This window comes from Sphingomonas sp. R1, from assembly GCF_025960285.1.
In the GTDB taxonomy this organism is placed as follows: Bacteria; Pseudomonadota; Alphaproteobacteria; order Sphingomonadales; family Sphingomonadaceae; genus Sphingomonas.
Genome location: NZ_CP110111.1, coordinates 988474 through 1012251, shown reverse-complemented (window position 1 = coordinate 1012251; position 23778 = coordinate 988474). Strand labels below are relative to the sequence as shown.

Annotated in this window: 21 protein-coding genes and 1 tRNA gene; 9 read left to right on the top strand and 13 right to left on the bottom strand. The window is 67.4% G+C overall.

The window, feature by feature from the left end:
* The first annotated feature begins 45 nt into the window (after positions 1-45).
* Positions 46-366, top strand: coding sequence for a thioredoxin (gene trxA, locus OIM94_RS04865; RefSeq protein ID WP_264608975.1), 321 nt, complete (start codon positions 46-48; stop codon positions 364-366).
* Between the two features lie 43 nt (positions 367-409).
* Here the strand turns inward: trxA and OIM94_RS04860 are convergent, their stop codons facing one another.
* Positions 410-1171: an inositol monophosphatase family protein gene (locus OIM94_RS04860; protein WP_264608974.1), complete on the bottom strand. Its 762-nt coding sequence runs from the start codon at positions 1169-1171 to the stop codon at positions 410-412.
* A gap of 38 nt (positions 1172-1209) precedes the next feature.
* Positions 1210-2436, bottom strand: a complete 1227-nt coding sequence (gene argJ, locus OIM94_RS04855) for a bifunctional glutamate N-acetyltransferase/amino-acid acetyltransferase ArgJ (RefSeq protein WP_264608973.1) — start codon at positions 2434-2436, stop codon at positions 1210-1212.
* A 57-nt stretch (positions 2437-2493) separates the two neighbouring features.
* Here argJ and OIM94_RS04850 point away from each other — a divergent pair, with 57 nt between their 5' ends.
* The 3 genes from OIM94_RS04850 to secA all read left to right on the top strand — a co-directional run bounded on the left by OIM94_RS04850 (position 2494) and on the right by secA (position 6562).
* Positions 2494-3318, top strand: coding sequence for an energy transducer TonB (locus OIM94_RS04850; RefSeq protein ID WP_264608972.1), 825 nt, complete (start codon positions 2494-2496; stop codon positions 3316-3318).
* 113 nt (positions 3319-3431) lie between these two features.
* Positions 3432-3692: a hypothetical protein gene (locus tag OIM94_RS04845; RefSeq protein ID WP_264608971.1), complete on the top strand. Its 261-nt coding sequence runs from the start codon at positions 3432-3434 to the stop codon at positions 3690-3692.
* A gap of 125 nt (positions 3693-3817) precedes the next feature.
* Positions 3818-6562, top strand: a complete 2745-nt coding sequence (gene secA, locus OIM94_RS04840; protein ID WP_264608970.1) for a preprotein translocase subunit SecA — start codon at positions 3818-3820, stop codon at positions 6560-6562.
* A 97-nt stretch (positions 6563-6659) separates the two neighbouring features.
* Here the strand turns inward: secA and OIM94_RS04835 are convergent, their stop codons facing one another.
* The 6 genes from OIM94_RS04835 to moaA all read right to left on the bottom strand — a co-directional run bounded on the left by OIM94_RS04835 (position 6660) and on the right by moaA (position 11135).
* On the bottom strand, positions 6660-7175 hold the full coding sequence (locus tag OIM94_RS04835) for a CC0125/CC1285 family lipoprotein (protein WP_264608969.1): 516 nt from the start codon (positions 7173-7175) through the stop codon (positions 6660-6662).
* Positions 7176-7389: 214 nt separating this feature from the next.
* Positions 7390-7905: a phosphoribosyltransferase gene (locus OIM94_RS04830; RefSeq protein ID WP_264608968.1), complete on the bottom strand. Its 516-nt coding sequence runs from the start codon at positions 7903-7905 to the stop codon at positions 7390-7392.
* Positions 7905-8921, bottom strand: a complete 1017-nt coding sequence (locus OIM94_RS04825; protein ID WP_264608967.1) for an adenosine deaminase — start codon at positions 8919-8921, stop codon at positions 7905-7907. Before OIM94_RS04825 ends, OIM94_RS04830 begins: the two co-directional genes overlap by 1 nt.
* A gap of 265 nt (positions 8922-9186) precedes the next feature.
* Positions 9187-9261 (bottom strand) — tRNA-Asn (locus tag OIM94_RS04820).
* Positions 9262-9345: 84 nt separating this feature from the next.
* Positions 9346-10122: an NAD kinase gene (locus tag OIM94_RS04815; RefSeq protein WP_264608966.1), complete on the bottom strand. Its 777-nt coding sequence runs from the start codon at positions 10120-10122 to the stop codon at positions 9346-9348.
* Entirely contained in the window at positions 10119-11135 is a 1017-nt protein-coding gene (gene moaA / locus OIM94_RS04810; protein WP_264608965.1) for a GTP 3',8-cyclase MoaA, read from the bottom strand. The genes OIM94_RS04815 and moaA overlap by 4 nt, the downstream gene beginning before the upstream one ends.
* 80 nt (positions 11136-11215) lie before the next feature.
* On the opposite strand from moaA, the gene OIM94_RS04805 reads away from it, so the two are divergent.
* Complete coding sequence (locus tag OIM94_RS04805) at positions 11216-13201, top strand: putative bifunctional diguanylate cyclase/phosphodiesterase (protein ID WP_264608964.1); 1986 nt, start codon at positions 11216-11218, stop codon at positions 13199-13201.
* Positions 13198-13590, top strand: a complete 393-nt coding sequence (locus tag OIM94_RS04800; RefSeq protein WP_264608963.1) for a hypothetical protein — start codon at positions 13198-13200, stop codon at positions 13588-13590. The genes OIM94_RS04805 and OIM94_RS04800 overlap by 4 nt, the downstream gene beginning before the upstream one ends.
* Before the next feature lie 6 nt (positions 13591-13596).
* Here OIM94_RS04800 and OIM94_RS04795 read toward each other — a convergent pair whose 3' ends face one another.
* On the bottom strand, positions 13597-15063 hold the full coding sequence (locus OIM94_RS04795; RefSeq protein WP_264609833.1) for a methyl-accepting chemotaxis protein: 1467 nt from the start codon (positions 15061-15063) through the stop codon (positions 13597-13599).
* 291 nt (positions 15064-15354) lie between these two features.
* Here OIM94_RS04795 and OIM94_RS04790 point away from each other — a divergent pair, with 291 nt between their 5' ends.
* On the top strand, positions 15355-15765 hold the full coding sequence (locus tag OIM94_RS04790; RefSeq protein ID WP_264608962.1) for a DUF4440 domain-containing protein: 411 nt from the start codon (positions 15355-15357) through the stop codon (positions 15763-15765).
* A 7-nt stretch (positions 15766-15772) separates the two neighbouring features.
* Here the strand turns inward: OIM94_RS04790 and mfd are convergent, their stop codons facing one another.
* Both mfd and OIM94_RS04780 read right to left on the bottom strand, forming a co-directional pair.
* Positions 15773-19246 carry a transcription-repair coupling factor gene (mfd, locus tag OIM94_RS04785; RefSeq protein ID WP_264608961.1) on the bottom strand — a complete coding sequence of 1158 codons (3474 nt, stop codon included), beginning with the start codon at positions 19244-19246 and terminating at the stop codon, positions 15773-15775.
* Positions 19247-19328: 82 nt separating this feature from the next.
* Positions 19329-19595 carry a succinate dehydrogenase assembly factor 2 gene (locus OIM94_RS04780; RefSeq protein ID WP_264608960.1) on the bottom strand — a complete coding sequence of 89 codons (267 nt, stop codon included), beginning with the start codon at positions 19593-19595 and terminating at the stop codon, positions 19329-19331.
* A gap of 190 nt (positions 19596-19785) precedes the next feature.
* On the opposite strand from OIM94_RS04780, the gene OIM94_RS04775 reads away from it, so the two are divergent.
* Positions 19786-20028, top strand: coding sequence for a hypothetical protein (locus tag OIM94_RS04775; protein WP_264608959.1), 243 nt, complete (start codon positions 19786-19788; stop codon positions 20026-20028).
* A gap of 40 nt (positions 20029-20068) precedes the next feature.
* Entirely contained in the window at positions 20069-22132 is a 2064-nt protein-coding gene (recG, locus tag OIM94_RS04770; protein ID WP_264608958.1) for an ATP-dependent DNA helicase RecG, read from the top strand.
* Here the strand turns inward: recG and OIM94_RS04765 are convergent, their stop codons facing one another.
* Both OIM94_RS04765 and tyrS read right to left on the bottom strand, forming a co-directional pair.
* Complete coding sequence (locus OIM94_RS04765; protein ID WP_264608957.1) at positions 22133-22453, bottom strand: PilZ domain-containing protein; 321 nt, start codon at positions 22451-22453, stop codon at positions 22133-22135.
* 85 nt (positions 22454-22538) lie between these two features.
* Positions 22539-23768: a tyrosine--tRNA ligase gene (tyrS, locus tag OIM94_RS04760; protein WP_264608956.1), complete on the bottom strand. Its 1230-nt coding sequence runs from the start codon at positions 23766-23768 to the stop codon at positions 22539-22541.
* Positions 23769-23778: the final 10 nt, after the last annotated feature.

Genomic DNA, 23778 nt, shown 5'->3' with positions numbered 1-23778 from the left:
ACGACCATAGATAGCCGACCAACACGCAATTCAGGAGATACCGACATGGCCACTCTGGCGACCACCGACGCCGCTTTCGAAACCGACGTGCTGCAGGCCGACAAGCCGGTCGTCGTTGATTTCTGGGCAGAATGGTGCGGGCCGTGCCGCATGATCGCCCCGGCGCTGGAGGAACTCTCGGAAGAGCTGGCCGATCAGGTGCAGATCGTGAAGATCAACATCGACGACAACCCCGATGCGCCGACCAAGTACGGCGTGCGCGGCATCCCGACGATGATCCTGTTCAAGGGCGGCCAGCAGGTCGCGACCCAGGTCGGCGCGCTGCCCAAGAGCGGCATCAAGCATTGGATCGAACGCGAGATCTGATCACGTCCGCCTCTCTTTCCCCTCCCGCGTGCGGGAGGGGACGTCACGCGTACAGCAATTCCGTCGCGCGCTTGCCCAGCTCGACTGTGGATGCAGCGACGATGCCGATGCCCTCGTCGCCGATACGATAGGGGCTGCCGTCCCAGCGGCCGACATAGCCGCCGGCCTCGATGAGGAACAACACGCCCGGCGCGTGATCCCACACCAGCGTCCGCCGGAATATGGCGATGTCGTTCTGACCCAGCACGAGCCGCGGATAATTCTCGGCGGCGCAGCGGGGCAGCGGCACCATCTCGAACCCTTCCGCAAACCGCGCAGCACGCGCGGCATGCTCTTCCTCCGACTGGCCGACCTTCGACACCGCAGCGAGCGGGCGCGCGGCGCCGCTAGCGCGTGCGCGCACCGGTGCGTCGCCGAGAAAAGCACCGCCGCCGAGCACCGCATGGCACATCCGGTCGGCGACCGGATCATAGAGCCAACCCGCCTGCGTCACGCCGTCTTCGACGAGCGCGATCATGATGCCGAAGGGCGGCTGGCCCGCGGCGAAGTTCGCGGTTCCGTCGATCGGATCGATGATCCACGCGCGCGCGGCGGTCGCCTGCTCCATCAGCGCCGGATCGGCCGCACATGCCTCCTCGCCGACGATCACCGCGTCGCGATCGATGGCGGCGAGACCTTCGGTCAGCCGCAGCTCGGCCTCGCGATCGGCGATCGTCACCAGCTCGCCGGGCGTCTTTTCCAGCACGTCCTCGACCGCGAGGTTGCGGAAACGCGGCATCACCACCGTCTCTGCAACGGTCCGCATCAGTGCGGATACGGCGGCGTGATGGTGATGCATGGAGGTCAGCTCCGATAGTCGGCGTTGATCGAGATATAGCCGTGCGTCAGGTCGCAGGTCCAAACCGTCGCGCGGCCCTCGCCCAGGCCGAGATCGACGCCGATCTCGACATGCTGCCCCTTCAGGTGCGCGGCAACCGGCGCCTCGTCATAGCTTTCCACCGCCAGCCCGTCGCGGGCCACCTGGGTGGTGCCGAAGCGGATGGCCAGGCGGTCGCGCTCGGCGGGCTCGCCGGCCTTGCCGACCGCCATCACCACGCGACCCCAGTTGGCGTCCTCGCCGGCGACTGCGGTCTTCACCAGCGGCGAGTTGGCGATCGACAGGGCGATCCGGTGCGCGCTGCGGTCGCTCTCGGCGCCCTCGACGGCGATCTCGATCAGCTTCTGCGCGCCTTCGCCGTCGCGCACGACGAGCAACGCCAGCTGGCGGCAGAGATCGGCAAGCGCTGCGCGGAAGGCGTCGGCGCCGTCATCCTCGTCGCTGGCCAGCGGCGCATTGCCGGCCTTGCCAGTGGCGAAGGCGAGCACGGTGTCGCTGGTCGATGTGTCGCCGTCGACGGTGATGCACGAGAAGCTGGAGCCGTTGGCATCGCCTAGTGCGCGCTGGAGGAACACCGGGTCGACTGCGGCATCGGTGAAGACATAGCCGAGCATCGTCGCCATGTCCGGCGCGATCATGCCCGAGCCCTTGATGATGCCGGCCAGCGTCACGGTTCGGCCGTCGACCACCGCGGTGGTCACCGCGCCCTTGGCGAAGGTGTCGGTGGTCATGATCGTCGCGGCGGCCTGCTCCCAGCTGCAGGGCTCGGCCGCATAGGCGGCGTCGAGTCCGGCTTCGGCCTTGTCGATCGGCAACGGCACGCCGATCACGCCGGTCGACGACACGAACACGTCCGACGGATCGCAGCCGAGATGCTGCGCGGTGCGGGCGGCGATCGCTTCGACTGCCGCGCGGCCGCGATTACCGGTAAAGGCGTTGGAATTGCCCGCATTCACCACCAGCGCGCGCGCCTTGCCGAGCGGCAGCGCCTTGCGACACCACTCCACCTCGGGCGAGGGGCATTTGCTGGTCGTCAGCACGCCCGCGACGCTGGTGCCCTCGTCGAACGTGACGAAGGTCAGGTCGCAGCGATCCCAGTTCTTGTACCGCGCCCGCGCCACGCGCGGCGTTACGCCGGGGATCGCGGGGAGGACAGGGAAGGGAAGCGCGAGCGGGGAGGTGCTGGTGGACACGGGGAAGCCTCCGGTTAGAATGCGGCGCGTGCTTCGTGCATGGGGGGACAAAGATCAATGCTTTTGGTGATGGCGCTGCTTGCGGCGCAGGCGCAGGAAAGCGCCAAGGGGGCTCAGCCGCTGAAGCCGCTGACCAGTCCCGGCAATTGGGTGACCGACGACGATTATCCGCCGTCAGCGGTGCGTCAGGGCCATGACGGTACCGTCGCCTTCCAGCTCCAGATCGATTCGACCGGGCTGCCGGCGGGGTGCAGCGTCACGCAGTCTTCGGGGCATGAGGAACTGGACCAGCAGGTCTGCAGCCTGCTCGTCCAGCGCGCCCGCTTCTCGCCGGCGCGCGATGCGAGCGGCAAGGCGATCGCTGCTCCATACAATGGCCGCTTCACCTGGCGGATGGCGCGCGGAGAAACGTTTTTCCAGCCGGGTACTAGCAGCATGGAATTCGAGCTTTCGGCGGACGACATTCTGCTCAACTGCCGGCTGGGAGACAAACGCCTGGAGACCGCCGGCCAGATGTGCGGGCCGATGACGATCGGCGCCCCGACGCCAGGCTTCGCCGCGGTCGGCGGCGGCAAGCACCGCCGCATCACCACGGAACTCTTCTTCGAGATCGGGTCGCACAAACCGATGCTGTACGACGCGCCCGGCCAGGTGAAGATCTCCAAGCGGACCGCGCTGTTCGAGACGGATACCGAGGGCAAGCGGGTGAAATGCGAGGCGGCGATGGAAACGCCGGGCATCGCCGCACCCCCTCCCGCCGTTGCAGAGATGTGCACGGCCGTTCCCGCGACCTTTGCCGGGCAGCATCTGGCCGCCGGTGGCAAGGATGGTCCGCTGTCCGGCAGTGTTGTCGTCGCCACCTCGTGGAAAGAACTGCCCTGAACAAGGACCGGCGCGCGCAGCTTTTGATTAGACGAAGCGTGCATCCCTCCCTATGTGTCGTGCGTTGCGGCCCGTCGGTTGCGACATCATCATCGTGTAACACAGGGTTTCGCTTGGAACTGCTGCTGCTCCTCACTGCGCTTTTCGCGAGCCTGACCGGTGTGTCGGGCGAGCGTGGGTTGCGCCCGATGCAGGGCGTGGCCGTGGTGCGCGTGGCGGAAGCGGCGCAGGCGACGATTGCCCCCTCGCGCGCGATCGTGGCGGCCGCAGCCGCGCTTCCTGCGCCGGTGCACGTTACCGCCCTGCCGCTGTTGCACCGGGCCGCGCCGCCGCGGCCTGCGCTTCGCCTCGCCTTCGAGCAGCGGCGCGAATAGGCTTTCCGGCCCGGGTGCCGGGCCGTCCTTCCTCCCGTTGCCGCGCCCCTCGCGCGGCACGCCCGTGATGGCAACGCCGCTTCCGGCTGCCGTCACGCATCCCATCCAACAGGTCAGGAATTCGCATGTTCGGCGGTATTGCCAAGTCGCTTTTCGGTTCGTCCAACGATCGCTACGTCAAGTCGCTCAAGCCGATCGTCCAGAAGATCGCCAGCTTCGAGCCCACGCTCCAGGCGATGGACGATGACACGCTCGCGGCGCAGACGATCAAGTTTCGCGAGCAACTCGCCAACGGCGCCAAGCTCGACGATCTGCTGCCGGAAGCCTTTGCCACGGTGCGCGAGGCGGCCCGCCGCGTGATCGGCCAGCGCCATTATGACGTGCAGATGGTCGGCGGCATCGTGCTGCACCGCGGCGAGATCGCCGAGATGCGGACCGGCGAAGGCAAGACGCTGGTGGCGACGCTCGCCACCTATCTGAACGCGCTGCCGGGCGAAGGCGTCCATGTCATCACCGTCAACGACTATCTCGCCCGCCGCGACGCGGAATGGATGGCGCAGGTCTATGGCTTCCTCGGCCTCACCACCGGCGTGATCGTGCCCAACCTGTCCGACCAGCAGCGCCGCGACGCCTATGCCTCGGACATCACCTACGGCACGAACAACGAGTTCGGCTTCGACTATCTGCGCGACAACATGAAGTACGACCGCGCCAGCATGGTGCAGCGCCCGTTCGCCTATGCGATCGTCGACGAGGTCGACTCGATCCTGATCGACGAGGCGCGCACCCCGCTGATCATCTCCGGCCCCACCGACGACAAGTCGGAACTCTACCTCAAGGTGGACGCGGTGGTGAAGCAGCTCGATGCTTCGACCTACGAGAAGGACGAGAAGCAGCGCACCATCGTCCTGACCGAGGAAGGCACCGAGGTGGTCGAGCGGCTGCTCGAGGACGCCGGGGTGCTGGAAGGCGCCAACCTCTACGACTTCGAGAACACGCAGGTCGTCCACCACCTGAACCAGGCGCTGCGCGCGAACGTGATGTTCAAGCGCGACACGGACTACATCGTCAAGGACGGGAAGGTCGTCATCATCGACGAGTTCACCGGTCGCATGATGGACGGCCGCCGCTGGTCGGACGGCCTGCACCAGGCGGTGGAGGCCAAGGAAGGCGTCAACATCGAGCCGGAGAACCAGACGCTCGCCTCGATCACCTTCCAGAACTATTTCCGCATGTACCCGAAGCTCGGCGGCATGACCGGCACCGCCTCGACCGAAGCAGCCGAATTCTACGACATCTACAAGATGAACGTCGTCACCATCCCGACCAACCTGCCGGTGCAGCGCGTCGACGAGGAAGACACGTTCTACAAGACCACCGAGGACAAGTTCGCCGGCATCGCCAAGACGATCAAGGCGCATGCCGAGCGCGGCCAGCCGGTGCTGGTCGGTACCGTCTCGATCGAGAAGTCGGAGATGCTCTCCGAGTTCCTCCACCGCGAAGGCGTGAAGCACGAGGTGCTGAATGCCCGCTTCCACGAGAGTGAAGCGCATATCGTGGCTCAGGCGGGCCGCCTGGGCATGGTGACCGTCTCCACCAACATGGCGGGCCGCGGCACCGACATTCAGCTGGGCGGCAATGTCGAATTCCGCGTCGCCGATGAATTGCGCGACATGCCCGAGGGCCCCGAGCGCGACGCCGCGATCGAGCGGATCAAGGCCGAGGTCGCCGAGGAGAAAGAAAAGGTGAAGGCCGCGGGCGGCCTGTTCGTGCTCGGCACCGAGCGTCACGAAAGCCGCCGTATCGACAACCAGCTGCGCGGCCGCTCGGGCCGTCAGGGCGATCCGGGCCTCAGCCGCTTTTATCTGAGCCTCGACGACGACCTGCTGCGCATCTTCGGCTCGAACACGCTGTTCGCCCGGATGATGCGCTCCAGCCTGGAGGATGGCGAGGCGATGCCGCCGTCGCGCTGGCTGAGCAAGGCGATCGAGACTGCGCAGCGCAAGGTCGAGGCGCGCAACTATGATATCCGCAAGCAGGTCGTCGAATATGACGACGTGATGAACGACCAGCGCAAGGTCATCTATGAGCAGCGCGCCGACATCATGGATGCGGACACCGTCGGCTCCGTGGTGGTCGACATGCGCCACGAGACCGTGAACGCGATCGTCGGCGAGGCCTGCCCGCCGAACAGCTATCCGGAACAGTGGAACATCGAAGGGCTCAAGACGCGTCTCGCCGACACGCTCAACCTCGACCTGCCGGTCGACCAGTGGGTGAAGGACGAGGAAGCGATCGACCCGGAGATCCTGGAGGAACGCATTCGCGAGGCGGCCGACGCGGCGGTAGCGGAGAAGGCGGCGGATCTGGAGCCGGAGACCTGGACCTCGATCGAGAAGTCGATCCTGCTGCAGAACCTCGACCATCACTGGAAGGAGCATCTCGCGATGCTCGACGCGCTGCGCCAGGTCGTGCACCTGCGCGCCTATGCGCAGAAGACGCCGATCAACGAATACAAGCACGAGGCGTTTTCGATGTTCCAGCGGATGCTCGACACGATCCGCGAGGACGTGACGCGCACCATGGCCTTCGCCCAGTTCCGCATGAGCCCGCCGCCGGAGCTTCCGGAACTGCCTGCGTTCCTGACGACGCACATCGATCCGCTGACCGGCGAGGACAACAGCGCCGACTGGGACGGCGGCTCGGCCGGGCTGGTGACGACGCGGATCCCGCAGCTCGGCATCCCGCAGCCGGCGGGCGACGATTACGGCACCGATCCGGCCCAGTGGGAGGGGGTTGTCAGCCGCAATGCGCCGTGCCCGTGCGGCTCGGGGCTGAAGTACAAGCACTGCCACGGTCAGGTGGCGTAATCACCTGCTTTCCCCTCCCGCTTGCGGGAGGGGAAATAAGAAAAGGGCGGCGCCGGTGTTCCCGACGCCGCCCTTTCTGTTTCTTCGCTTCCCGCGATCAGCGGGTCTGCGGCATCTGGATCTTGGCGCCGAGGCGCTCCTTCACCGAGCGGGCATCGAAGGCACGCACAGTGTCGGCGGGCTTCGGGCCCTTGCCCATTACGATCTCTGCCATCGCCTCGTAGCGATCGACGGTGCGGATATCGACGTTGCGATCGAAGAAGGGGTCGCCCCAGAAGGGGTCCCAGCTGCGCCAGCCCCAGCCGGGGTTGTGGAAGCGCCAATACGGGCCCCAGGCCCCCCAGGGGCCAAAGCCGGCGCCGCCGATGCCGGGCGTGGCATAGGTCTGCGTCTTCTTCTCGGTATCGCGATCGGCGAGAACGAAATAGTCATAGCCGTTCTGCAGGGTGAGCTCGGCGGCCCGATAGAGCAGGTAGCGCTCGACGGTTTCACGCGAGGTCAGGCTGTTGCCCGAAAAGCTCACGCGGAAGCGATTCTCTTCGATCTGCTCGTCCGAATAGCCGTTGCGCACCGATCCGCTCGCCGAAGCGGGCTGGTACGGCGTGGCGGTCATGCACGACGCAAGCGAGAGGCTGCCTGCGACCATCAGGCCGAGTGCTGCGAGACGCCGGCCCTTCTGTGATAAGATTGGCATTGTTCCTCCGAAACTTAACAAGCGAATACTCTCGCCGCGAGCCCCTCGAACGCACGGGCCGGCGAAACTCTCCCGCGCGCTCACGCGATGAGGCGTGGCACGGTCACGATTGACCGTTGCTGAACGGCAGCTGTCAACCCAGCCGTTCAGGCACTTCGCGGGCGTCCTTGTCGAGCGCGTCGCGCGGCGCCATCGCTTCCCAGGGGAAGACGAACCAGTCCTTCTGGATGGCGCGGTCGATCGACTGCGCGCCATATTCCACGCGCTGCGACGAGCTGACATTGTCCATCAGCACCGCGAAGCGAACCTGGTCCGCCACGGCGCCCTGCGCGGCCAGCGCGGCGCGGAGCTCGCCGATCGTCTTGCCGCTGTCGTTGATGTCCTCGACGAACAGCAGGCGCTCGCCCTCGCGCGTGCGCTGGGCCAGCACGGCGACCAGTTCCTCGCCGAACTGCGCGATGCGGGTGGAATGGTCGATCGACACCAGGGGCAGCCCGATCCGGTGGGAGAGATAGACCGCCGGGGTCAGCCCGCCCCGCCCGACGCCGACCAGCAGGGTAGGGGCCCAGTCCGCCACCGTCTCGGCGATGGCATGGACGCCGGCGACGAGCTGGTCATGGGTGAAGTGGGTGAAGATGATGTCGCCCATTACGCCGCCTCCGCCATCCACGCGTCGATGGCCGCGCAGTGCGCCGCCACGGCCTCGTCGGGCAGGAAGGAGCCGAGGAAGCTGTTGCGGGCCAGCGTGGCGAGCTGCTGCTTGCTGAGGCCCCGCCCGCGCGCCACGGCGCGATAATTCTCGCCGACATAGCCCCCGAAATAGGCGGGGTCGTCCGAGTTCACCGTTGCGCGCAGTCCCAGTTCCAGCATCCGGTCGATCGGGTGGGCGTCGATCGTCTCGACATTGCACAGCTTCACGTTCGACAGCGGGCAGACGGTGAGCGTCATGCCCGAGCGCGCCAGGCGGGCGACCAGCGCGGGATCGTCGAGGCTGCGATTGCCATGGTCCAGCCGGTCGATCCGCAGGAGGTCCAGTGCCTCGCGGACATAGTCGGCAGGGCCTTCCTCGCCGGCATGCGCGACCCGCTTCAGGCCCTTTTCGGCGGCTGCCGCGAAGACGCGGGCGAATTTCGACGGGGGATGGCCCATCTCGGACGAGTCGAGGCCGACGCCGGCGATCCTGTCCAGCCAGGGCTCGGCGGCCTGCAACGTGCGGAAGGCATCATCCTCGTCCAGGTGGCGAAGGAAGCAGAGGATCAGCTGCGAGGTGACGCCAAGCCGCGTCTCGGCGTCTGCCATCCCCGCCAGGAGGCCCTCGACTACCGTGCCCATCGCGATGCCGCGCGCGGTGTGCGTCTGCGGATCGAAGAAGATCTCGGCATGGCGGACACCGTCGGCGGCGGCGCGCTCGAAATAGGCGATGGCGAGATCGCGGAAATCGGCTTCGGTGCGCAGCACGTCCGCACCGGCATAATAGATGTCGAGGAAGTCCTGCAGGTTCGAGAATTCATAGGCCGCCCGCACCGCCTCGACGCTGTCGAACGGGATGGCCACGCCGTTGCGGCGCGCGAATTCGAACATCTGCTCGGGCTCGAGGCTGCCTTCGATGTGAAGATGGAGTTCGGCCTTGGGCAGGCCGGCGATGAACGCGTCGAGATTTTCCATCGCCTCACCATCGCAGCGCCCTCCGCGAGTCGCAAGCGCAACACCGGCATGGGGCGTTGCGTTCGGTGCAAATGCGGGGGGAGGGGGCGCCCATGGATCACGACGCGGAGGGCGCGGTGCCGACCGAGCGGTTCGCGCGAGCGCAATTGTCGATGTCTGGGTATGCCCGCCGGGTCGTGCCGGCCGTGTGGCGCCAGGCGCGAAGGGAAGCATTTGGTACCGGCAGATCCGGTAGTGCCTCGCCTTCGAACCGGCAGACGAGAGATGGCTCCCCGAGTAGGATTCGAACCTACGACCATTCGATTAACAGTCGAATGCTCTACCGCTGAGCTATCGGGGACCACTCTGGTCAACCCCTCGGCGGTGGGTCACCGCGTCGGGAGGCGCGCCTTTAGCACCGGGTTTTCGAAAGGCGCAAGGGGTTTTATGCAATAAATTGTTCCATCGTTATCCGATCGTCCAACGCGTGCTCCGGATCGAACAGCAGCGTGAGGTCGCGCATGCGATCGATCTCGACATGGACGTGCGCAACCTCGCGGATTTCGCGCTGGTCCGCCACCGCGCTCACCGGGCGTTTGTCAGCCTCCAGCACGCGGATATCGATGCGGGTCTTCTCTGGAAGAATCGCGCCGCGCCAGCGTCGCGGGCGGAACGGGCTGATCGGGGTCAGTGCGAGCAGCGCCGAGCCCAGCGGGAGAATCGGGCCCTGCGCGGAGAAGTTGTAGGCAGTGGAGCCTGCCGGCGTTGCGACGAGGATCCCGTCGCACACCAGTTCGGGAATGACGATGCGGCCGTTGATCGTCACTTCCAGCTTCGCGGTCTGCCGCGTCTCGCGGAGCAGCGACGCCTCGTTGATCGCCGGGAGGACGCAGGTCTCGCCCTCGACCGTGGTTGCGGTCATCGCCAGCGGCGCGACGCGGAACGGCCGGGCGCGCTCGAGGCGATGGCCGAGGCCCTCGAGCCGCCAGTCGTTCATCAGGAAGCCGACGGTGCCCAGGTTCATCCCGAAGACCGGCAGCAGCCGGCGGCGCTCCAGCATCGCGTGCAGCGTCTGGAGCATGAAGCCGTCGCCGCCGAGCGCGACGACCTCCTCGGCCTCCTCGATCGGCACCCATTCGTACAGATCGCGGAGTTCGCCAGCGGCGGTCTGCGCAGGCGGGGTCGGCGAGGCGAGCAGCGCCCGCGGCTTCGTCCCGCTCATCCGCCGGTCACGCTCATGTGGCGTGAGACCGCAGGGGCCGCACCGGCCTCGATTCGAAAATCATGGCGTTCGGGCTTGGCGGCGAGCGCCCGATCGATTTCGTCGTCCACGGCCGGCAGCCCCCCGCTGCGAATCGCTGCTTTCAGATCCACCGAATCCTCATGCCCGAGGCACATGTGCAGCCGTCCGTCGGTCGAGAGCCGAACGCGGTTGCAGCTTGCGCAGAAATTGTTGGTCAACGGCGAGATCAGGCCCAGTCGGCTGGTGCTGCCCTCCACGCGCCAGTAGCGCGCCGGGCCGCCGCTGTCGTGCGAATCGGCGGTCAGCGCGAACTGCGTCTTCAGCCGTGCCAGCACCTCGGGCAGCGGCAGGAAGCGATCGGCGCGATCTTCGTCGATCAGGCCCATCGGCATCGTCTCGATCAGCGAGAGGTCCATGTCGTGCTCGGCCACCCAGGCGAGCATCGGGGCGATTTCCTGCTCGTTCAGGCCGCGCAGCGCGACCATGTTGATCTTCACCCGCAGCCCCGCATCGCGCGCGGCGGCTACGCCTTCCAGCACCTGCGCCACATCGCCGTGGCGCGTGATGTAGCGGAAGGTGTCCGGATCGCGGCTGTCCAGGCTGATGTTGACGCGTCGCACGCCGGCAGCGGCAAGCACGTGGGCGTGGAGCGCGAGCCGCGTGGCGTTGGTGGTGAGGGTCAGCTCGTTCAGCCCGTCCCCGATCCGCGCGCCGAGCTGTTCGACCAGCGTCATCATGTTGCGGCGGACCAGCGGCTCGCCACCGGTCAGTCGGATCTTGGTCACCCCGCGATCGATGAAGCGGCCGGCGATCGCCGCCAGCTCCTCCAGGCTCAGTACGGCCTCGCGCGGCAGGAACGTCATGTGCTCCGCCATGCAGTAACGGCAGCGCAGGTCGCAGCGATCGGTGACGGAAATGCGCAGATAGCGGATCGCGCGGCCGTGGCGATCGACCAGCGTGGGCGGCGTCGCAAGAGCTTGAGCGCTGGCCATATCCTGCGGAGGTAGGGCGTCGCGCGCCCGTACACAAGGCTTGGATGGCGGAGCGCGCAGGGAGCCGCTATCGGGGGAGCATGGAAGAAGGGTTCACGATCGTCCAGAGTACCGCCCCGGCCGCGGAAGTGCCGGTTTTCGTGCTCTCGTTCCGCCAGCGCGACGAAGTGGCGGCAGCGGCTGCAGGCGGCGGCTGGCGGGTCGTGGCAGCGCGGCGCAGCGAAGGGCTGGAGACGCGGTTCCTTGCCAGCGGCGCCTCGGTCGCGGTGATCGATGCGCGTGGCGCGATGACCGAGGGGCTGGACGCGGCGCGGCTGCTGGGCCCGACGATCAAGGCCTATGGCGCGGCGCTGCTGATCCTCGTCTCGCAGAGCGATACCGTTCATATGGGCCGCTTCTACGATGCGGGCGCCACCCATTTCCTGGGCAGCCCGATGTCCTCTGCGGCAATTGCCCACGCGATCCGCTTCGCCGAACGCTATGTCGAGCGGCTGTCCGGATGGGCGGGGCAGGGGACCAGCATCGCCAATCCGCTGGGCTGGCGATTCGATCCGGCTGCGGGCTCGATCGAACTGACCCCGGCACTTGCCAAGCTGCTGGATCTGCCCGAGGCGCCGGGACCGCGGGCGCTGCTCGGCCGGCTCGAGCTTTCCGACCGGCGGCTCGCCTGGGCAGCGCTGCGGCGCTTGCGCGAGGCAGGATCGACGGCCTTCGCGCACGACCTGCCCGGCAAGGGGCGGGTGGTGCAGCACCTCCAATATGATGGCGAAACCGGCCAGATCGATGCGCTGGTCGAGCCGCTGGGCCTTGCCCCCGACGCCGGCGCGGCGGTCCGCGACGTGCTCACCGGCGCGCGCGACAGCTCCAGTGCGCGGCGGTGGATCGATCGGCTGCTGGAAAAGGGCCAGCGGATCGGCCTGGTGCTGGTGGGGCTCACGCGCTTCGATACGATCAACACCGCCTATGGCCGCCCTGCCGGCGACGAACTGCTCCGCAGCATCTCGCGCCGCGTCGCCGAGGCGGCGCGCGATACGCTGGGATCGGATGCGGTGATCGCGCGGATCGGCGGATCCGATTTCCTGGCGGCCGCGGTCGATCCGGGCACGCCCGCGCTCCGACTGGCGGTGCGGCGCATCGAGGAGGCGCTGTCGCGGCCGTTCGTGGCGGCCGGCGAACTGGTGCACCTGGGCGCCAAGGTGACGCTAACCGAAAGCGTGACGGGTGACGGTGCCGCCAGCCTGCTGCGCCGCGCGAGCGAGACCCTGCTGGGCGAGGGGCCGGCGCGGCCCGGCAGTGGCCCCTCCATCGAGACGCTGATCGGCGATCTGCGGCGTGGCATCGAGCGTGGCGAGATCGGCGTGCTGTTCCAGCCGCAGGTCGCGGTGGCGACCGGCCAGATCGTCGGCGTCGAGGCACTGGCGCGCTGGCAGCACCCCCAGCATGGCGAGATCGGTGCCGAGCCCCTGTTCACCGCGGCCGAGCGCGCAGGCCTGGTCGGGGTGCTGAGCGAGCATGTCCAGCGCCGGGCGCTGACCATCGCCGCGCACTGGCCGCGATCGCTTTCGCACCTGCGCCTGTCGATCAATGTCACCGCCGGCGATGTCGGCCGGGACGGCTTCGGGGAAAGCCTGCTCCGCTGGGTGGATGCGACCGGCTTTCCGCGCCACCGGCTGACGCTGGAAATCACCGAGAGCGGCATCATGGCCGATCTGAGCGAGGCGGCCGATCTGCTCTCCGACCTGCGGACCGCCGGGTGCCGTGTGGCGATCGACGATTTCGGCACGGGCTATTCCAGCCTCGCCTACCTCAAGGCGTTGCCGCTCGATTATCTCAAGATCGACAAGAAGCTGTCGAGCGAGATCACCGGCTCGCCGCGCGACCGGATCGTGGTGCGCGGGGTGATCGACATGGCGCGATCCCTGGGACTCTCGGTGGTGGCCGAGGGCGTGGAGACCGAGGCGCAGCTGGACATGCTGGCCAAGGAAGGCTGCCAGTATTTCCAGGGGTTCCTCTGCTCCATCCCGATCGACGTGCCCGCGCTCGCCGCACTGGTGCGCGACTGGTGAGCGGCGACGGCCTCACCGGCGTCTGGTACGGCCGCTGGGTATCGGACGATGCCTATGTGCCGCCCAACCGCTTCATCGCGCTGATCGAGGAACAGGCGGGCGCCGTCCGCGGCACGACCAGCGAGCCTGATGACCTTGGCGGCGCGCCGGTCCGGGCAACCCTGTACGGCACCCGCAGCGGCAGCGCGGTCCAATGGATCAAGCAATATGACGGCGCCGGCCCGCTGGCGCACGCCGTCTTCTATGTGGGCGAGGTCCGCGACGAGGCTACGCGCATCGACGGCACCTGGCAGTTCGCCGGCTATGCCGGCACCTTCGTGATGGAGCGCGAGACGTTCAGCGCCGCGGAACTTGCCGAAGAAGTCGGGCTCGAGGTGCCGGTCGGCTGAACGCGCTCAGAGGTCCGGCCGGGTGAGCGCGGGCACCGCCGCCGCCGGCAGCGGCCGATAGCCGCCAAAGCGGGCGCCCGCCTTCTCGGTGCGGAACTGCGCCGCCAGATTGGCCAGCTCAGTCACTTCCTGGGCGAGGTTCTGCGCGGCGGCGGAGGTTTCCTCCACCATCGCGGCGTTTTGCTGCGTGGCCCGGTCCATGTCGCCGATCGCGTGCGAGATTTCGCTGATCGCGGTCGACTGGGCGCCATTGTCGCTCGCCATGCTGCCGAGCAGATCATGGACCTGGCTGACGTCGCCGGAGATGTTGGCCAGCGCGCCGTCCACCTTCTGTACCGCATCCACCGCGGTGACGATCTCGGCTTGCGTCATGGTCAGCTGTTCGCGGGCGCGGCCCGCTTCTTCCTCGGCGCGCATGGCCAGCGCGGAAACGAGGTCGGCGACGACCGCAAAGCCCCGACCCGCTTCCCCCGCACGGCCCGCCTCGACCGCGGCGTTCATCGCGAGCACGCGCGTCTGGAAGGCGATCTTGTCGAGGCCCTCGATGACGCTGTCGGTGCCCTTGGCGGCCTCCGAGACGCGGCCCATCGCCTGCACGGCCTCGTCGACGATGCCGCGGCCCTGGCCGACGGTGGAGATCGCCTGATCGGCGCGGGTCACGGTGTGCTTGGCAGCCTCGGCCGTCGAACGGAAACGGCCTTCCATCTGCGTGACGGCAGCGGTTGTCTGCTCGAGGCTCGCCGCGTTCCCCTGGGTGCGGCGCGACAGATCCTCCGCCGCCTGCGAGATCTCGCCGATGCCCGAGCGGATCCGCATCGTGCCATCGCCGACCGCCGCGATCATCTCGCGGATGCGGGTGAGCGTCCGGTTGTAGCTGGTCTCAAGCGCAGCAAAGCTGCTCGGCAGGCCGCTCAGTTCGTTGGTCAGGTCGCCCTCGGCAAGCGCGCCCAGGGCCGTCTCGAACGAGGCGATCGCGGCATCACGCTCGGCCTGCGCTTCCTCGAAATAGATGGAGAGCGAGACTTCCATGTCGAGCAGCGCTGCCTTGACCAGGGCGACGGTCGCCTTCTCGGTGCTGGGGCCGCGGAACAGGCGCAGCAGGCGACGGAAGGGGCTGTTCAGCCGATGCACGCCGGCGATGAGGTGCTGCAGCACGATGGCATAGCTGCCGACATACCAGCGCGGCTCGAGACCGATATGCGCGTGGGTCGCCCCGATCCGCCGGGCACTGGCGTGATAGTCCTGGCTGAAATCGGCGGCGGCAATGCGCGCCCAATGCTTCTGCTGCGCCGCCTTGGCGCGGCTCATATGCGCCTGATCGCGGAAGAAGCGGGCGGTGTCCGGCGTCGCGGAGGCGCGGGCATAGAATTGATCGAGCGCATTCCCCAGCGTGGCTTCGACCCATGGCTGAGTGGCCCGCAGCGCGTCGCGCTGGCGCTCGTCCATCTCCATGAAGGTGAGCCGCGACGTCATCTGGTCTGGCACGGGGTGATCCTTTTGCTACACCTGTTGCGGCGGTCGCGTCGCACGCGGCTACCGGTTCTTAAGCATCATAGTATGTCCCCAGGGACAGGTGGGGTGGCTAAGTAAAATTCCTGTGGATGCCTGGATCGCCCCTGCAAAAGTGCCTGAAATGTCGTGGCCGCGGACAGATCCGGCGAACTTGGTAAATGAATACGTTTGCTCGCGCGAACGCGAATGCGGAACTATCCCAATACGCCGGTCATCGCCGGTGTTGGGTCAAGGATGGGAGGGATTGGTGCGATGTTGTGGATGATCGGGGCGCTGGTTGCAGCGCAAGCATCGGAGGCCACGGCGATCGACGCGGCGATGGCACAAAGCATTACGGGCTGGAACGCCGGGCAGGTCGATCGCTTTCTCGAAGTATATTCGGACGCGCCCGAGACGAGCTTTGTCGCAGGCGAAGGCCTGGTGCGTGGCAAGCCGGCGATGAAGGCGCGGTATCAGACCAGGTACAGCTTCGACGATCCAGCGAAGCGCGGCGTGCTGACGATCGAGCGGCTGGACTATCGACCGCTTGGCCGTGGCTATGCGCTGTACATCGGGCGATACACGCTAAGCTATCCGGACGGGCACACCGCCTCCGGCCCCACCAGCGTCGTGTTCCACCACGAGGCCGGGGGCTGGAAGATCATCGCGGATCATAGCAGCTGAGGCGCGATCAGCCCGCCGCCTTGGCGAGCCCCCGCGACAGCTGCAGCGCGCCGTGCAGCCGCGCCGCCGGGTTCGCCCAGGCGCGGTTGATGACGAGCTTCATGTCGGGCCGCAGACGGGCGGTTTCGCCCAGCTTTTCGACATAGGCGATCAGCCCCTCGGGATTGGGGAACTGGTCGTTGTGGAAGGTGACCAGCGCGCCCTTGGGTCCCAGGTCCAGCTTGGCGATGCAGGCGCGCTTGGCGTTGAGCTTGGTCTCGATCAGGCGCAGCAGGTTCTCGGTCGGCTCGGGCAGCTTGCCGAAGCGGTCGATCAGCTCCGCAGCGAAGCTTTCGATGCCGTCGGTTTCCTCCACCTCGTTGAGGCGGCGGTAGAGGCCCATGCGCAGATCGAGATCGGGCACGTAATCCTCGGGGATCATGATCGGCGCATCGACCGTGATCTGCGGCGACAGGTCCTTCGGCCGCGCATCGTCGCGCAGGCCCCCGGACTTGGCTTCCAGGATCGCCTCTTCCAGCATCGACTGGTAGAGTTCGTAGCCGACTTCCTTGATGTGGCCCGACTGTTCGTCCCCCAGCAGATTGCCGGCGCCGCGGATGTCGAGATCGTGGCTGGCCAGCTGGAAGCCTGCACCCAGGCTCTCGAGGTCGGAAAGGACCTTGAGCCGCTTCTCCGCCGCCTCGGTCATCTGCCGCTCGGGCGGGGTGGTCATATAGGCGTAGGCGCGTGTCTTCGAGCGGCCGACGCGGCCGCGCAACTGGTAGAGCTGCGCAAGGCCGAACTTGTCGGCGCGATTGATGATCAGCGTGTTCGCGCTGGGAATGTCGAGCCCGCTTTCGACGATGGTGGTCGAGACCAGCACCTCGAACTTTTTGTCGTAAAAGGCGGACATCCGCTCCTCGACTTCGGTCGGCGCCATCTGGCCATGCGCGACGACATAGCGGATTTCGGGCACCTCGCTGCGCAGGAACTCCTCGATCTCGGGCAGGTCGGCGATGCGCGGCGTGACGAAATAGCTCTGACCGCCGCGATAATGCTCGCGGAGCAGCGCCTCGCGCAGGACGACCGGATCCCACGGCATCACATAGGTGCGCACCGCCAGACGATCGACCGGCGGGGTCTGGATGACCGAAAGTTCGCGCAAGCCGCTCATCGCCATCTGCAGCGTGCGCGGGATCGGCGTGGCGGTGAGGGTGAGCACGTGGACGTCCGTCTTGAGCGCCTTCAGCCGCTCCTTGTGAGTCACGCCGAATCGCTGTTCCTCGTCGACGATGACGAGGCCGAGCCGCTTGAAGTCGATCGTCTTGGACAGCACCGCATGGGTGCCCACCACCACGTCGATCGTACCGGCGGCGAGGCCTTCCTTGACCTTCTTGGTCTCGGTCGCTGTGACGAGGCGGGAGAGGCGGCCGATTTCCAGCGGGAAGCCTTCGAACCGCGCCTTGAAGTTGTTGTAATGCTGGCGGGCGAGCAGGGTGGTGGGGCACACGACCGCCACCTGCATGCCGGCCATCGCCGCGACGAAGGCGGCACGCAGCGCCACCTCGGTCTTGCCGAAGCCCACATCGCCCACGACCAGCCGGTCCATCGGGCGGCCGGCGCCGAGGTCCGACAGCACGTCGCCGATCGCGCGGTCCTGATCGTCGGTTTCCTCATAGGGGAAGCGGTCGACAAAGGCCGGGTAGCCGCCATGATCGGGCTCAGCGATGTCGGCGCCGCGGGTGGCACGCAGCGCGGCGGTGGCGATGAGCTCGCCCGCGATCTCGCGGATCCGCTCCTTCATCCGCGCCTTGCGGCGCTGCCACGCCTCGCCGCCCAGCCTGTCGAGGGTCGCGCCCTCCTCGCCCGAGCCGTAGCGGCTCAGCACCTCGAGATTCTCGACCGGCACGTAGAGCTTGTCGCCGCCGGCATATTCGAGCGCGACGCAATCGTGCGGCGCCTTCTGCACCGGGATCTGGGTCAGGCCCTCATAGCGGCCGATGCCGTGGTCGAGGTGGACGACCAGATCGCCCGGCGAGAGCGTCGCCAGCTCCTGGAGGAAGGCATCGGTATTCTTGCGGCGCTTCGAACGGCGGACGAGCCGGTCGCCGAGCATGTCCTGCTCGGTGAGCACCGCCACGTCGGGCGCGGTGAAGCCGTGATCGAGAGGCAGCACGACCAGGGCGACCTGCAGTCCGCTGCCATTGGGGTTGGCGACACCCAGCGCCGGCTGCCAGCCATCCACCGGCACCGCGCCGGTGAGGCCGTGATCCTCGAGCAGGCCCTTCAGCCGTTCGCGCGCGCCATTGGAGTAGCTGGCGAGGACGGGCTTGCGTCCCTCCTTGCGCAGTCCCTTGAGGTGGGCGACGACCGCCTCATACACATTGGTGCCGGCAGCGCGCTCGGGCGCGAAATCCCGGGGACCATCCACGCCGAACTCGACGACGCGATCCGACTCGGGTTCGTGGAAGGTTGTCGCAAGGTGCATCGGCAGCCCGTCGACCTTGCCCTGCCACTCCTTGGCGAGCAGATACAGGTCGCCCGCCTTGAGCGGCCGGTAGCTGCCGGGATCGGCCGACTGTGCCTTGATCCGGTTGTCCTGATAGTCCTTGATCGCCTCGAAGCGCTGCTCGGCGGCCGCGGGCACGCCGCTGTCGCGGACGATCACGGCATGATCGGGCAGATGGTCGAACAATGTTTCCATCCGCTCTTCGAACAGCGGCAGCCAATGTTCCATGCCGGCCAGGCGGCGGCCCTCGCTGATCGCCTGGTACAGCGGATCTCCTGTCGCGGTGGCACCGAAGCGGTCGCGATAGCCGCTGCGGAAGCGCTTGATGCTCTCCTCGTCGAGCAGCGCCTCGCTGGCGGGCAACAGGGTGAAGCCGTCGACGCGGCCGGTGGTGCGCTGGTCCTGCGGGTCGAAGGTGCGGACGCTTTCGATCTCGTCGCCGAAGAAATCCAGCCGCAGCGCCTGCTCGGCGCCGCTGGGGAACAGATCGACCAGCCCACCACGTACCGCGAACTCGCCGTGATCGTTCACCGTCTCGACGCGGACATAGCCGTTGGCCTGGAGAAGGGCTGCCAGCTTGTCGAGCCCGATCCGTTCGCCCGGCGCCAGCCGCGCGACGAGCTGGCGGATGCGGAAGGGCGTGAGGGTGCGCTGGGTGGCAGCGTTGACCGTGGTCACGAGCAGGCGCGGCGCCTCGCTCTTGCCTTGCAGCGCGTGGAGCGTCGCCAGCCGTTCGGCCATCACCCGCAGCGTGGGGCTCGCGCGGTCATAGGGAAGGCAGTCCCAGGCGGGGTAGGTGAGGACGTCCAGTTCCGGCGCGAAGAAGGCCGCCGTCCCCGCGATCGCGCGCATGCCGGCCTCGTCGGCGGCGATGAACACGGTCGTGCGAGCGGCGCGGGCGACATCGGCCAGCATCCACGGCAGAAAGCCCGCCGGCACGCCGGCGAGCGTAAGTGGGTGTTTCGCGGAAAGGATCGTCTTCAGGTCGGGCATGGTTTCTCGTGTCGGGAGCGATCGGGGCGTCCACGCGACCACCGCCGCCACATCGGGAGACGGGACCGCGCGTCGGGTCAGGTCACTCAGAAATCGGAACGTAATTCAGGGTCTTGAGCGCTTCGAGAATCGTGCCCCGATAGCGTTCGGGCGCTTCCGCGGTTCCCATCGCCCAGGCCATGATGTCCACGTCCTGCTCCTCGAGCAGCGTTTCGAACAGCGTGATCTCGGTCTCGCCCCACTGTTCGCCATGCCGGTCGAAAAAGCCACCGATCAGCAGATCGGCTTCCTTGGTGCCGCGATGCCAGCTGCGGAAGCGGAGGCGCTTGAGGCGGGTTTCTCTATCCATGATTGGCCTTTTCGAACGGCAAAACACCGGCAGCGCGCCAGGCGCGGCCGGTCTTGGTGGATCACGTTCGCCGCAGATAGGTGTCCGCGCGGGCAAAGGCCAGCGGGCTCTTCCGGGACCGGCGTTGGACGGGTTGTTAACCGAACTGCGCTACACCCAAGTCTCTTTGGGGTTTCTAAGGCTAGGGACGATGACCGACACCGTGACCAACAAGCTGCGTTTCGTGATGCTGAAGTCGATCAACGGAGAGCCGATGCTCGTCAACATTTCCGCCGTCCGTACCGTCAGCACGATCAACATGGCTGGTGAGGATGTCGGCGTCATCTCGTTCGGCAAGGATCACGAAGTCGTCATCGGATCCTCGGTTCCGGAAGTGGTGAAGGCAATCGAAGCAGCGCTTGCCAGCCACAGCCCGATCTTCCTCAACGCCTGAGGCATTTGTCAGCCGCCCCGCCGCACGATAGGGCGGGGCGATGCGTCCCGAGCTGCTCAACCCGTTGTTTGCCGAAGTCACTGCGCTGAAAGGCATCGGCCCGGCGCTGGCCAAACCGATGGAAAAGCTAGGGCTGGCGCGGGTGGTCGACGTCGCCTTTCACCTGCCGACCGGATTCGTCGACCGACTCCCGCGCGACGAACTCGACATGGCGGATTCGGGCAAGGTGATCGCGATCACGCTGACGCCCGTGCAGTACCGCTTCGGCGGCGGCCCGCGCTCTCCGGCGCGCGTCCAGGCGGTGGACGCAAAGGGGAACCATGTCAGCCTCGTCTATTTCGGCGGCAGCTCGGGCTGGGCCAAGAAGCTGCTGCCGCTGAACGAGCCGCGCTGGGTCTCGGGCAAGCTCGAACATTATGGACAGGAGCTGCAGATGGTCCATCCGGACCATGTCTTGCCGCTCGACCAAGTGGAGAGCGTCGGCGGGCGCGAGGCCATTTATCCCTGTTCGGAGGGCATCACCTCGAAGCGTATCGCGGCACTCGCGGCGCAGGCGATCGAGCGCGCGCCCGATCTGCCGGAATGGGTCGAGCCGAGCCTCAAGGCGCAGAAGGGCTGGCCCGATTGGCGCGAGGCGATTGCACGCATCCATGCCGACCCTGCCGACGCCAAGGCGCGCGAACGGCTTGCCTATGACGAAGTGTTCGCCAACCAGCTGGCGCTGCTGCTCGTGCGCGGCGAGGCGCGTGCCAAGCGCGGGCGGCCGCTTGCCGGCGATGGTCGCCTGCGCGACAGGCTGAAGCTTCCCTATGCCCCGACGGGCGCGCAAAGCCGGACCATCGCCGAAATCGAGGGCGACATGGCGCAGACCCAGCCGATGTTGCGGATGCTGCAGGGCGATGTCGGCTCGGGCAAGACCTTGGTGGCGACGATGGCACTGCTGATCGCGGCAGAGGCCGGAGCACAGGGCGCGCTGCTGGCGCCGACTGAGATCCTCGCCCGCCAGCATTTCGAGACGCTCAGCCGCACGCTCTGCCCGATCGGCGTGAACGTCGCGATCCTCACCGGACGGGACAAGGGCAAGGCTCGCGAGGCGACCCTGATGGGGTTGGCAGCAGGGACGATCGACATTCTGATCGGCACCCACGCGATCTTCCAGGACGGCGTGACCTATCGGGACCTCGGCCTCGTGGTGGTGGACGAGCAGCACCGCTTCGGCGTCGCCCAGCGGATGATGCTGCAGGCCAAGGCCGAACGCCCGCCGCATCTGCTGGTGATGACCGCCACGCCGATCCCGCGCACGCTCACCCTTGCCCAATATGGCGAGATGGATGTCAGCCGGCTCGACGAGATGCCGCCGGGTCGACAGCCGATCGAGACCAGCGTGATCTCCGAGGAGCGGCTGGGCGAAGTCGTCGGTGGGCTGGGCCGGCATCTGGCGGGTGGCGGGCAGGCCTATTGGGTGTGCCCGCTGGTCGAGGAGAGCGAGAAGAGCGACCTCGCCGCGGCAGAGGCGCGCGCGGCGGAGCTGCAGGCGCATTTCGGCGGCAAGGTTGGGTTGATCCATGGTCGGATGAAGGGGCCGGAGAAGGACGCCGTGATGGCGCGCTTCTCGGCAGGCGAACTCGGCGTGCTGGTGGCCACGACGGTGATCGAGGTGGGGGTGGACGTGCCCAACGCCACGCTGATCGTCATCGAGCATGCCGATCGCTTCGGCCTGGCCCAGCTGCACCAGCTGCGCGGGCGCGTCGGGCGTGGCGGGGGGCGGTCGGTATGCCTGCTGCTCCGCGGCAATCACCTCAGCGAAACGGCGCGCGCACGGCTGGCGTTGATGCGCGAAAGCAATGACGGCTTCCGCATCGCCGAGGAGGATCTGCGGCTGCGGGGTGCGGGCGAACTGCTCGGCACGCGCCAGTCGGGCGACATGCAGTTCCGGCTTGCAGAGCCCGACATGCTGGGCGCGCTGCTGCCCGCGGCCAACGGCGATGCACGGCTGCTGGTCGATCGGGACGGCGGATTGAAGGGAGACCGCGGGCAGGCGGCCCGGGTGGCGCTCTACCTGTTCGAGCGGGACGCGGCGGTCGGCCTGCTCCGCGCAGGCTGACTACCGGCTGCGCAGTGCGGCCAGCAGCCCCGGATAGTCGTCGGCGGCGATCGGCTGGAGGAACTGGCAGCCGATCCGGCCGCCCAGCGCCCAGCGAACCTCCGCACCGACTTCTCCGAGCAGCGGCAGCTGGACGCGGACGAGATCGCCAGGTTCCAGCGATGCGCCGCAGCGCGCCATCAGTCCCTGGGGCGAGACGTTGACGATCAGAAAGGCGAGCGACGCGACGTCCGGGCCCACCGCGCGCGCGCGATATTCCACCTCGTCGCGGCGCAGCAGCCGATCATCGGCGCTTGCCAGCTTGGCACCCGTAACGCTCACACGCCCCTCTACCCATACTGGAGGTACGCGCCCGGTCTTAGCCTGAAGCAGTAAACGGGCGCGCAAGAGGGATGGTAAATGTGGCTCAGCCTTGCGGCGTCAGCAGGCCGTGATGCTTCTTGCCGGCGGACAGGCGGACCTCGCCCGAGACGGTGATGGTCGCCGCCTCGTCGTCGATCTTCTCGCCTTCGACGCGCGCGCCGCCGCCCTTGATCAGCCGCCGCGCTTCGCCCTTCGACGCGCAGAAGCCCAGGCCGACCAGCGCATCGACCACGCTGATGCTGCCGCCGCTCACCGACAGCGTGGGCAGCGCGCCGCCGGCCGCACCTTCCTCGAAGGTCTTGCGCGCGGTCTCAGCGGCGTCCTCGGCGGCGGCGCGGCCGCGGCACATGGCGGTCGCTTCGTTGGCGAGGATCTTCTTTGCCTCGTTGATCTCGGCACCTTCGAGTGCCTCGAGCCGGGCGATCTCGTCGAGCGGCAAGTCGGTGAACAGCCGCAGGAAGCGGCCGACGTCGCGGTCGTCGGTGTTCCGCCAGAACTGCCAATAGTCGTAGTGCGGCAGCTGGTCGGGGTTGAGCCAAACCGCGCCGGACATGGTCTTGCCCATCTTGCCGCCATCCGCGGTGGTGATCAGCGGGGTGGTCACGCCATAGACCTCGGTGCCGTCGACGCGGCGCGACAGCTCGATGCCGTTGACGATGTTGCCCCACTGGTCCGATCCGCCCATCTGCAGGCGGCAACCCGAACGGCGCGACAGCTCCAGGAAGTCATAGCCCTGAAGGATCATGTAGTTGAATTCGAGGAAGCTCAGCGACTGCTCGCGATCGAGCCGCAGCTTGACCGAATCGAAGCTCAGCATGCGGTTGATCGAGAAATGCCGGCCGATGTCGCGCAGGAACGGGATGTACTCGAGCTTGTCGAGCCAGTCGGCATTGTCGACCATCACCGCGTCGGTGGGGCCGTCACCGAAGGACAGGAAATTCTCGAACACTGTCTTGATCGAGGCGATGTTGCTGCTGATCGTGTCGAGCGTCAGCATCTTGCGCGCTTCGTCCTTGAAGCTCGGATCGCCGATCTTGCCGGTGCCGCCGCCCATCAGCACGATCGGCTTGTGGCCCGCCTGCTGGAGGCGGCGCAGCAGCATGATCTGCACCAGGCTGCCGACGTGGAGCGAGGGCGCGGTGGGATCGAAGCCGATATAGCCCGGCACGATCTGCTTGGCGGCGAGTGCATCGAGGCCCCCGGCATCGGTCACCTGGTGGATATACCCGCGCGAGGCGAGCAGGCGGAGCAGATCGGAGCTGTAGTCGGTCATGGTGGGAGGG

Bases quoted from the DNA above. Each gene is read 5' to 3' on its own strand.
- OIM94_RS04775 (WP_264608959.1), top strand. From the start codon at position 19,786: ATGACCGACACCGTGACCAACAAGCTGCGTTTCGTGATGCTGAAGTCG.
- mfd (WP_264608961.1), bottom strand. From the start codon at position 19,246: ATGCCCGACCTGAAGACGATCCTTTCCGCGAAACACCCACTTACGCTC.
- moaA (WP_264608965.1), bottom strand. From the start codon at position 11,135: ATGGCCAGCGCTCAAGCTCTTGCGACGCCGCCCACGCTGGTCGATCGC.
- OIM94_RS04795 (WP_264609833.1), bottom strand. From the start codon at position 15,063: ATGACGTCGCGGCTCACCTTCATGGAGATGGACGAGCGCCAGCGCGAC.
- OIM94_RS04830 (WP_264608968.1), bottom strand. From the start codon at position 7,905: ATGGGCGACATCATCTTCACCCACTTCACCCATGACCAGCTCGTCGCC.
- OIM94_RS04815 (WP_264608966.1), bottom strand. From the start codon at position 10,122: ATGAGCGGGACGAAGCCGCGGGCGCTGCTCGCCTCGCCGACCCCGCCT.
- OIM94_RS04790 (WP_264608962.1), top strand. From the start codon at position 15,355: ATGTTGTGGATGATCGGGGCGCTGGTTGCAGCGCAAGCATCGGAGGCC.
- recG (WP_264608958.1), top strand. From the start codon at position 20,069: ATGCGTCCCGAGCTGCTCAACCCGTTGTTTGCCGAAGTCACTGCGCTG.
- OIM94_RS04860 (WP_264608974.1), bottom strand. From the start codon at position 1,171: ATGCGGACCGTTGCAGAGACGGTGGTGATGCCGCGTTTCCGCAACCTC.
- trxA (WP_264608975.1), top strand. From the start codon at position 46: ATGGCCACTCTGGCGACCACCGACGCCGCTTTCGAAACCGACGTGCTG.
- OIM94_RS04850 (WP_264608972.1), top strand. From the start codon at position 2,494: ATGCTTTTGGTGATGGCGCTGCTTGCGGCGCAGGCGCAGGAAAGCGCC.
- OIM94_RS04825 (WP_264608967.1), bottom strand. From the start codon at position 8,921: ATGGAAAATCTCGACGCGTTCATCGCCGGCCTGCCCAAGGCCGAACTC.
- OIM94_RS04805 (WP_264608964.1), top strand. From the start codon at position 11,216: ATGGAAGAAGGGTTCACGATCGTCCAGAGTACCGCCCCGGCCGCGGAA.
- OIM94_RS04780 (WP_264608960.1), bottom strand. From the start codon at position 19,595: ATGGATAGAGAAACCCGCCTCAAGCGCCTCCGCTTCCGCAGCTGGCAT.
- secA (WP_264608970.1), top strand. From the start codon at position 3,818: ATGTTCGGCGGTATTGCCAAGTCGCTTTTCGGTTCGTCCAACGATCGC.
- OIM94_RS04835 (WP_264608969.1), bottom strand. From the start codon at position 7,175: ATGACCGCCACGCCGTACCAGCCCGCTTCGGCGAGCGGATCGGTGCGC.
- tyrS (WP_264608956.1), bottom strand. From the start codon at position 23,768: ATGACCGACTACAGCTCCGATCTGCTCCGCCTGCTCGCCTCGCGCGGG.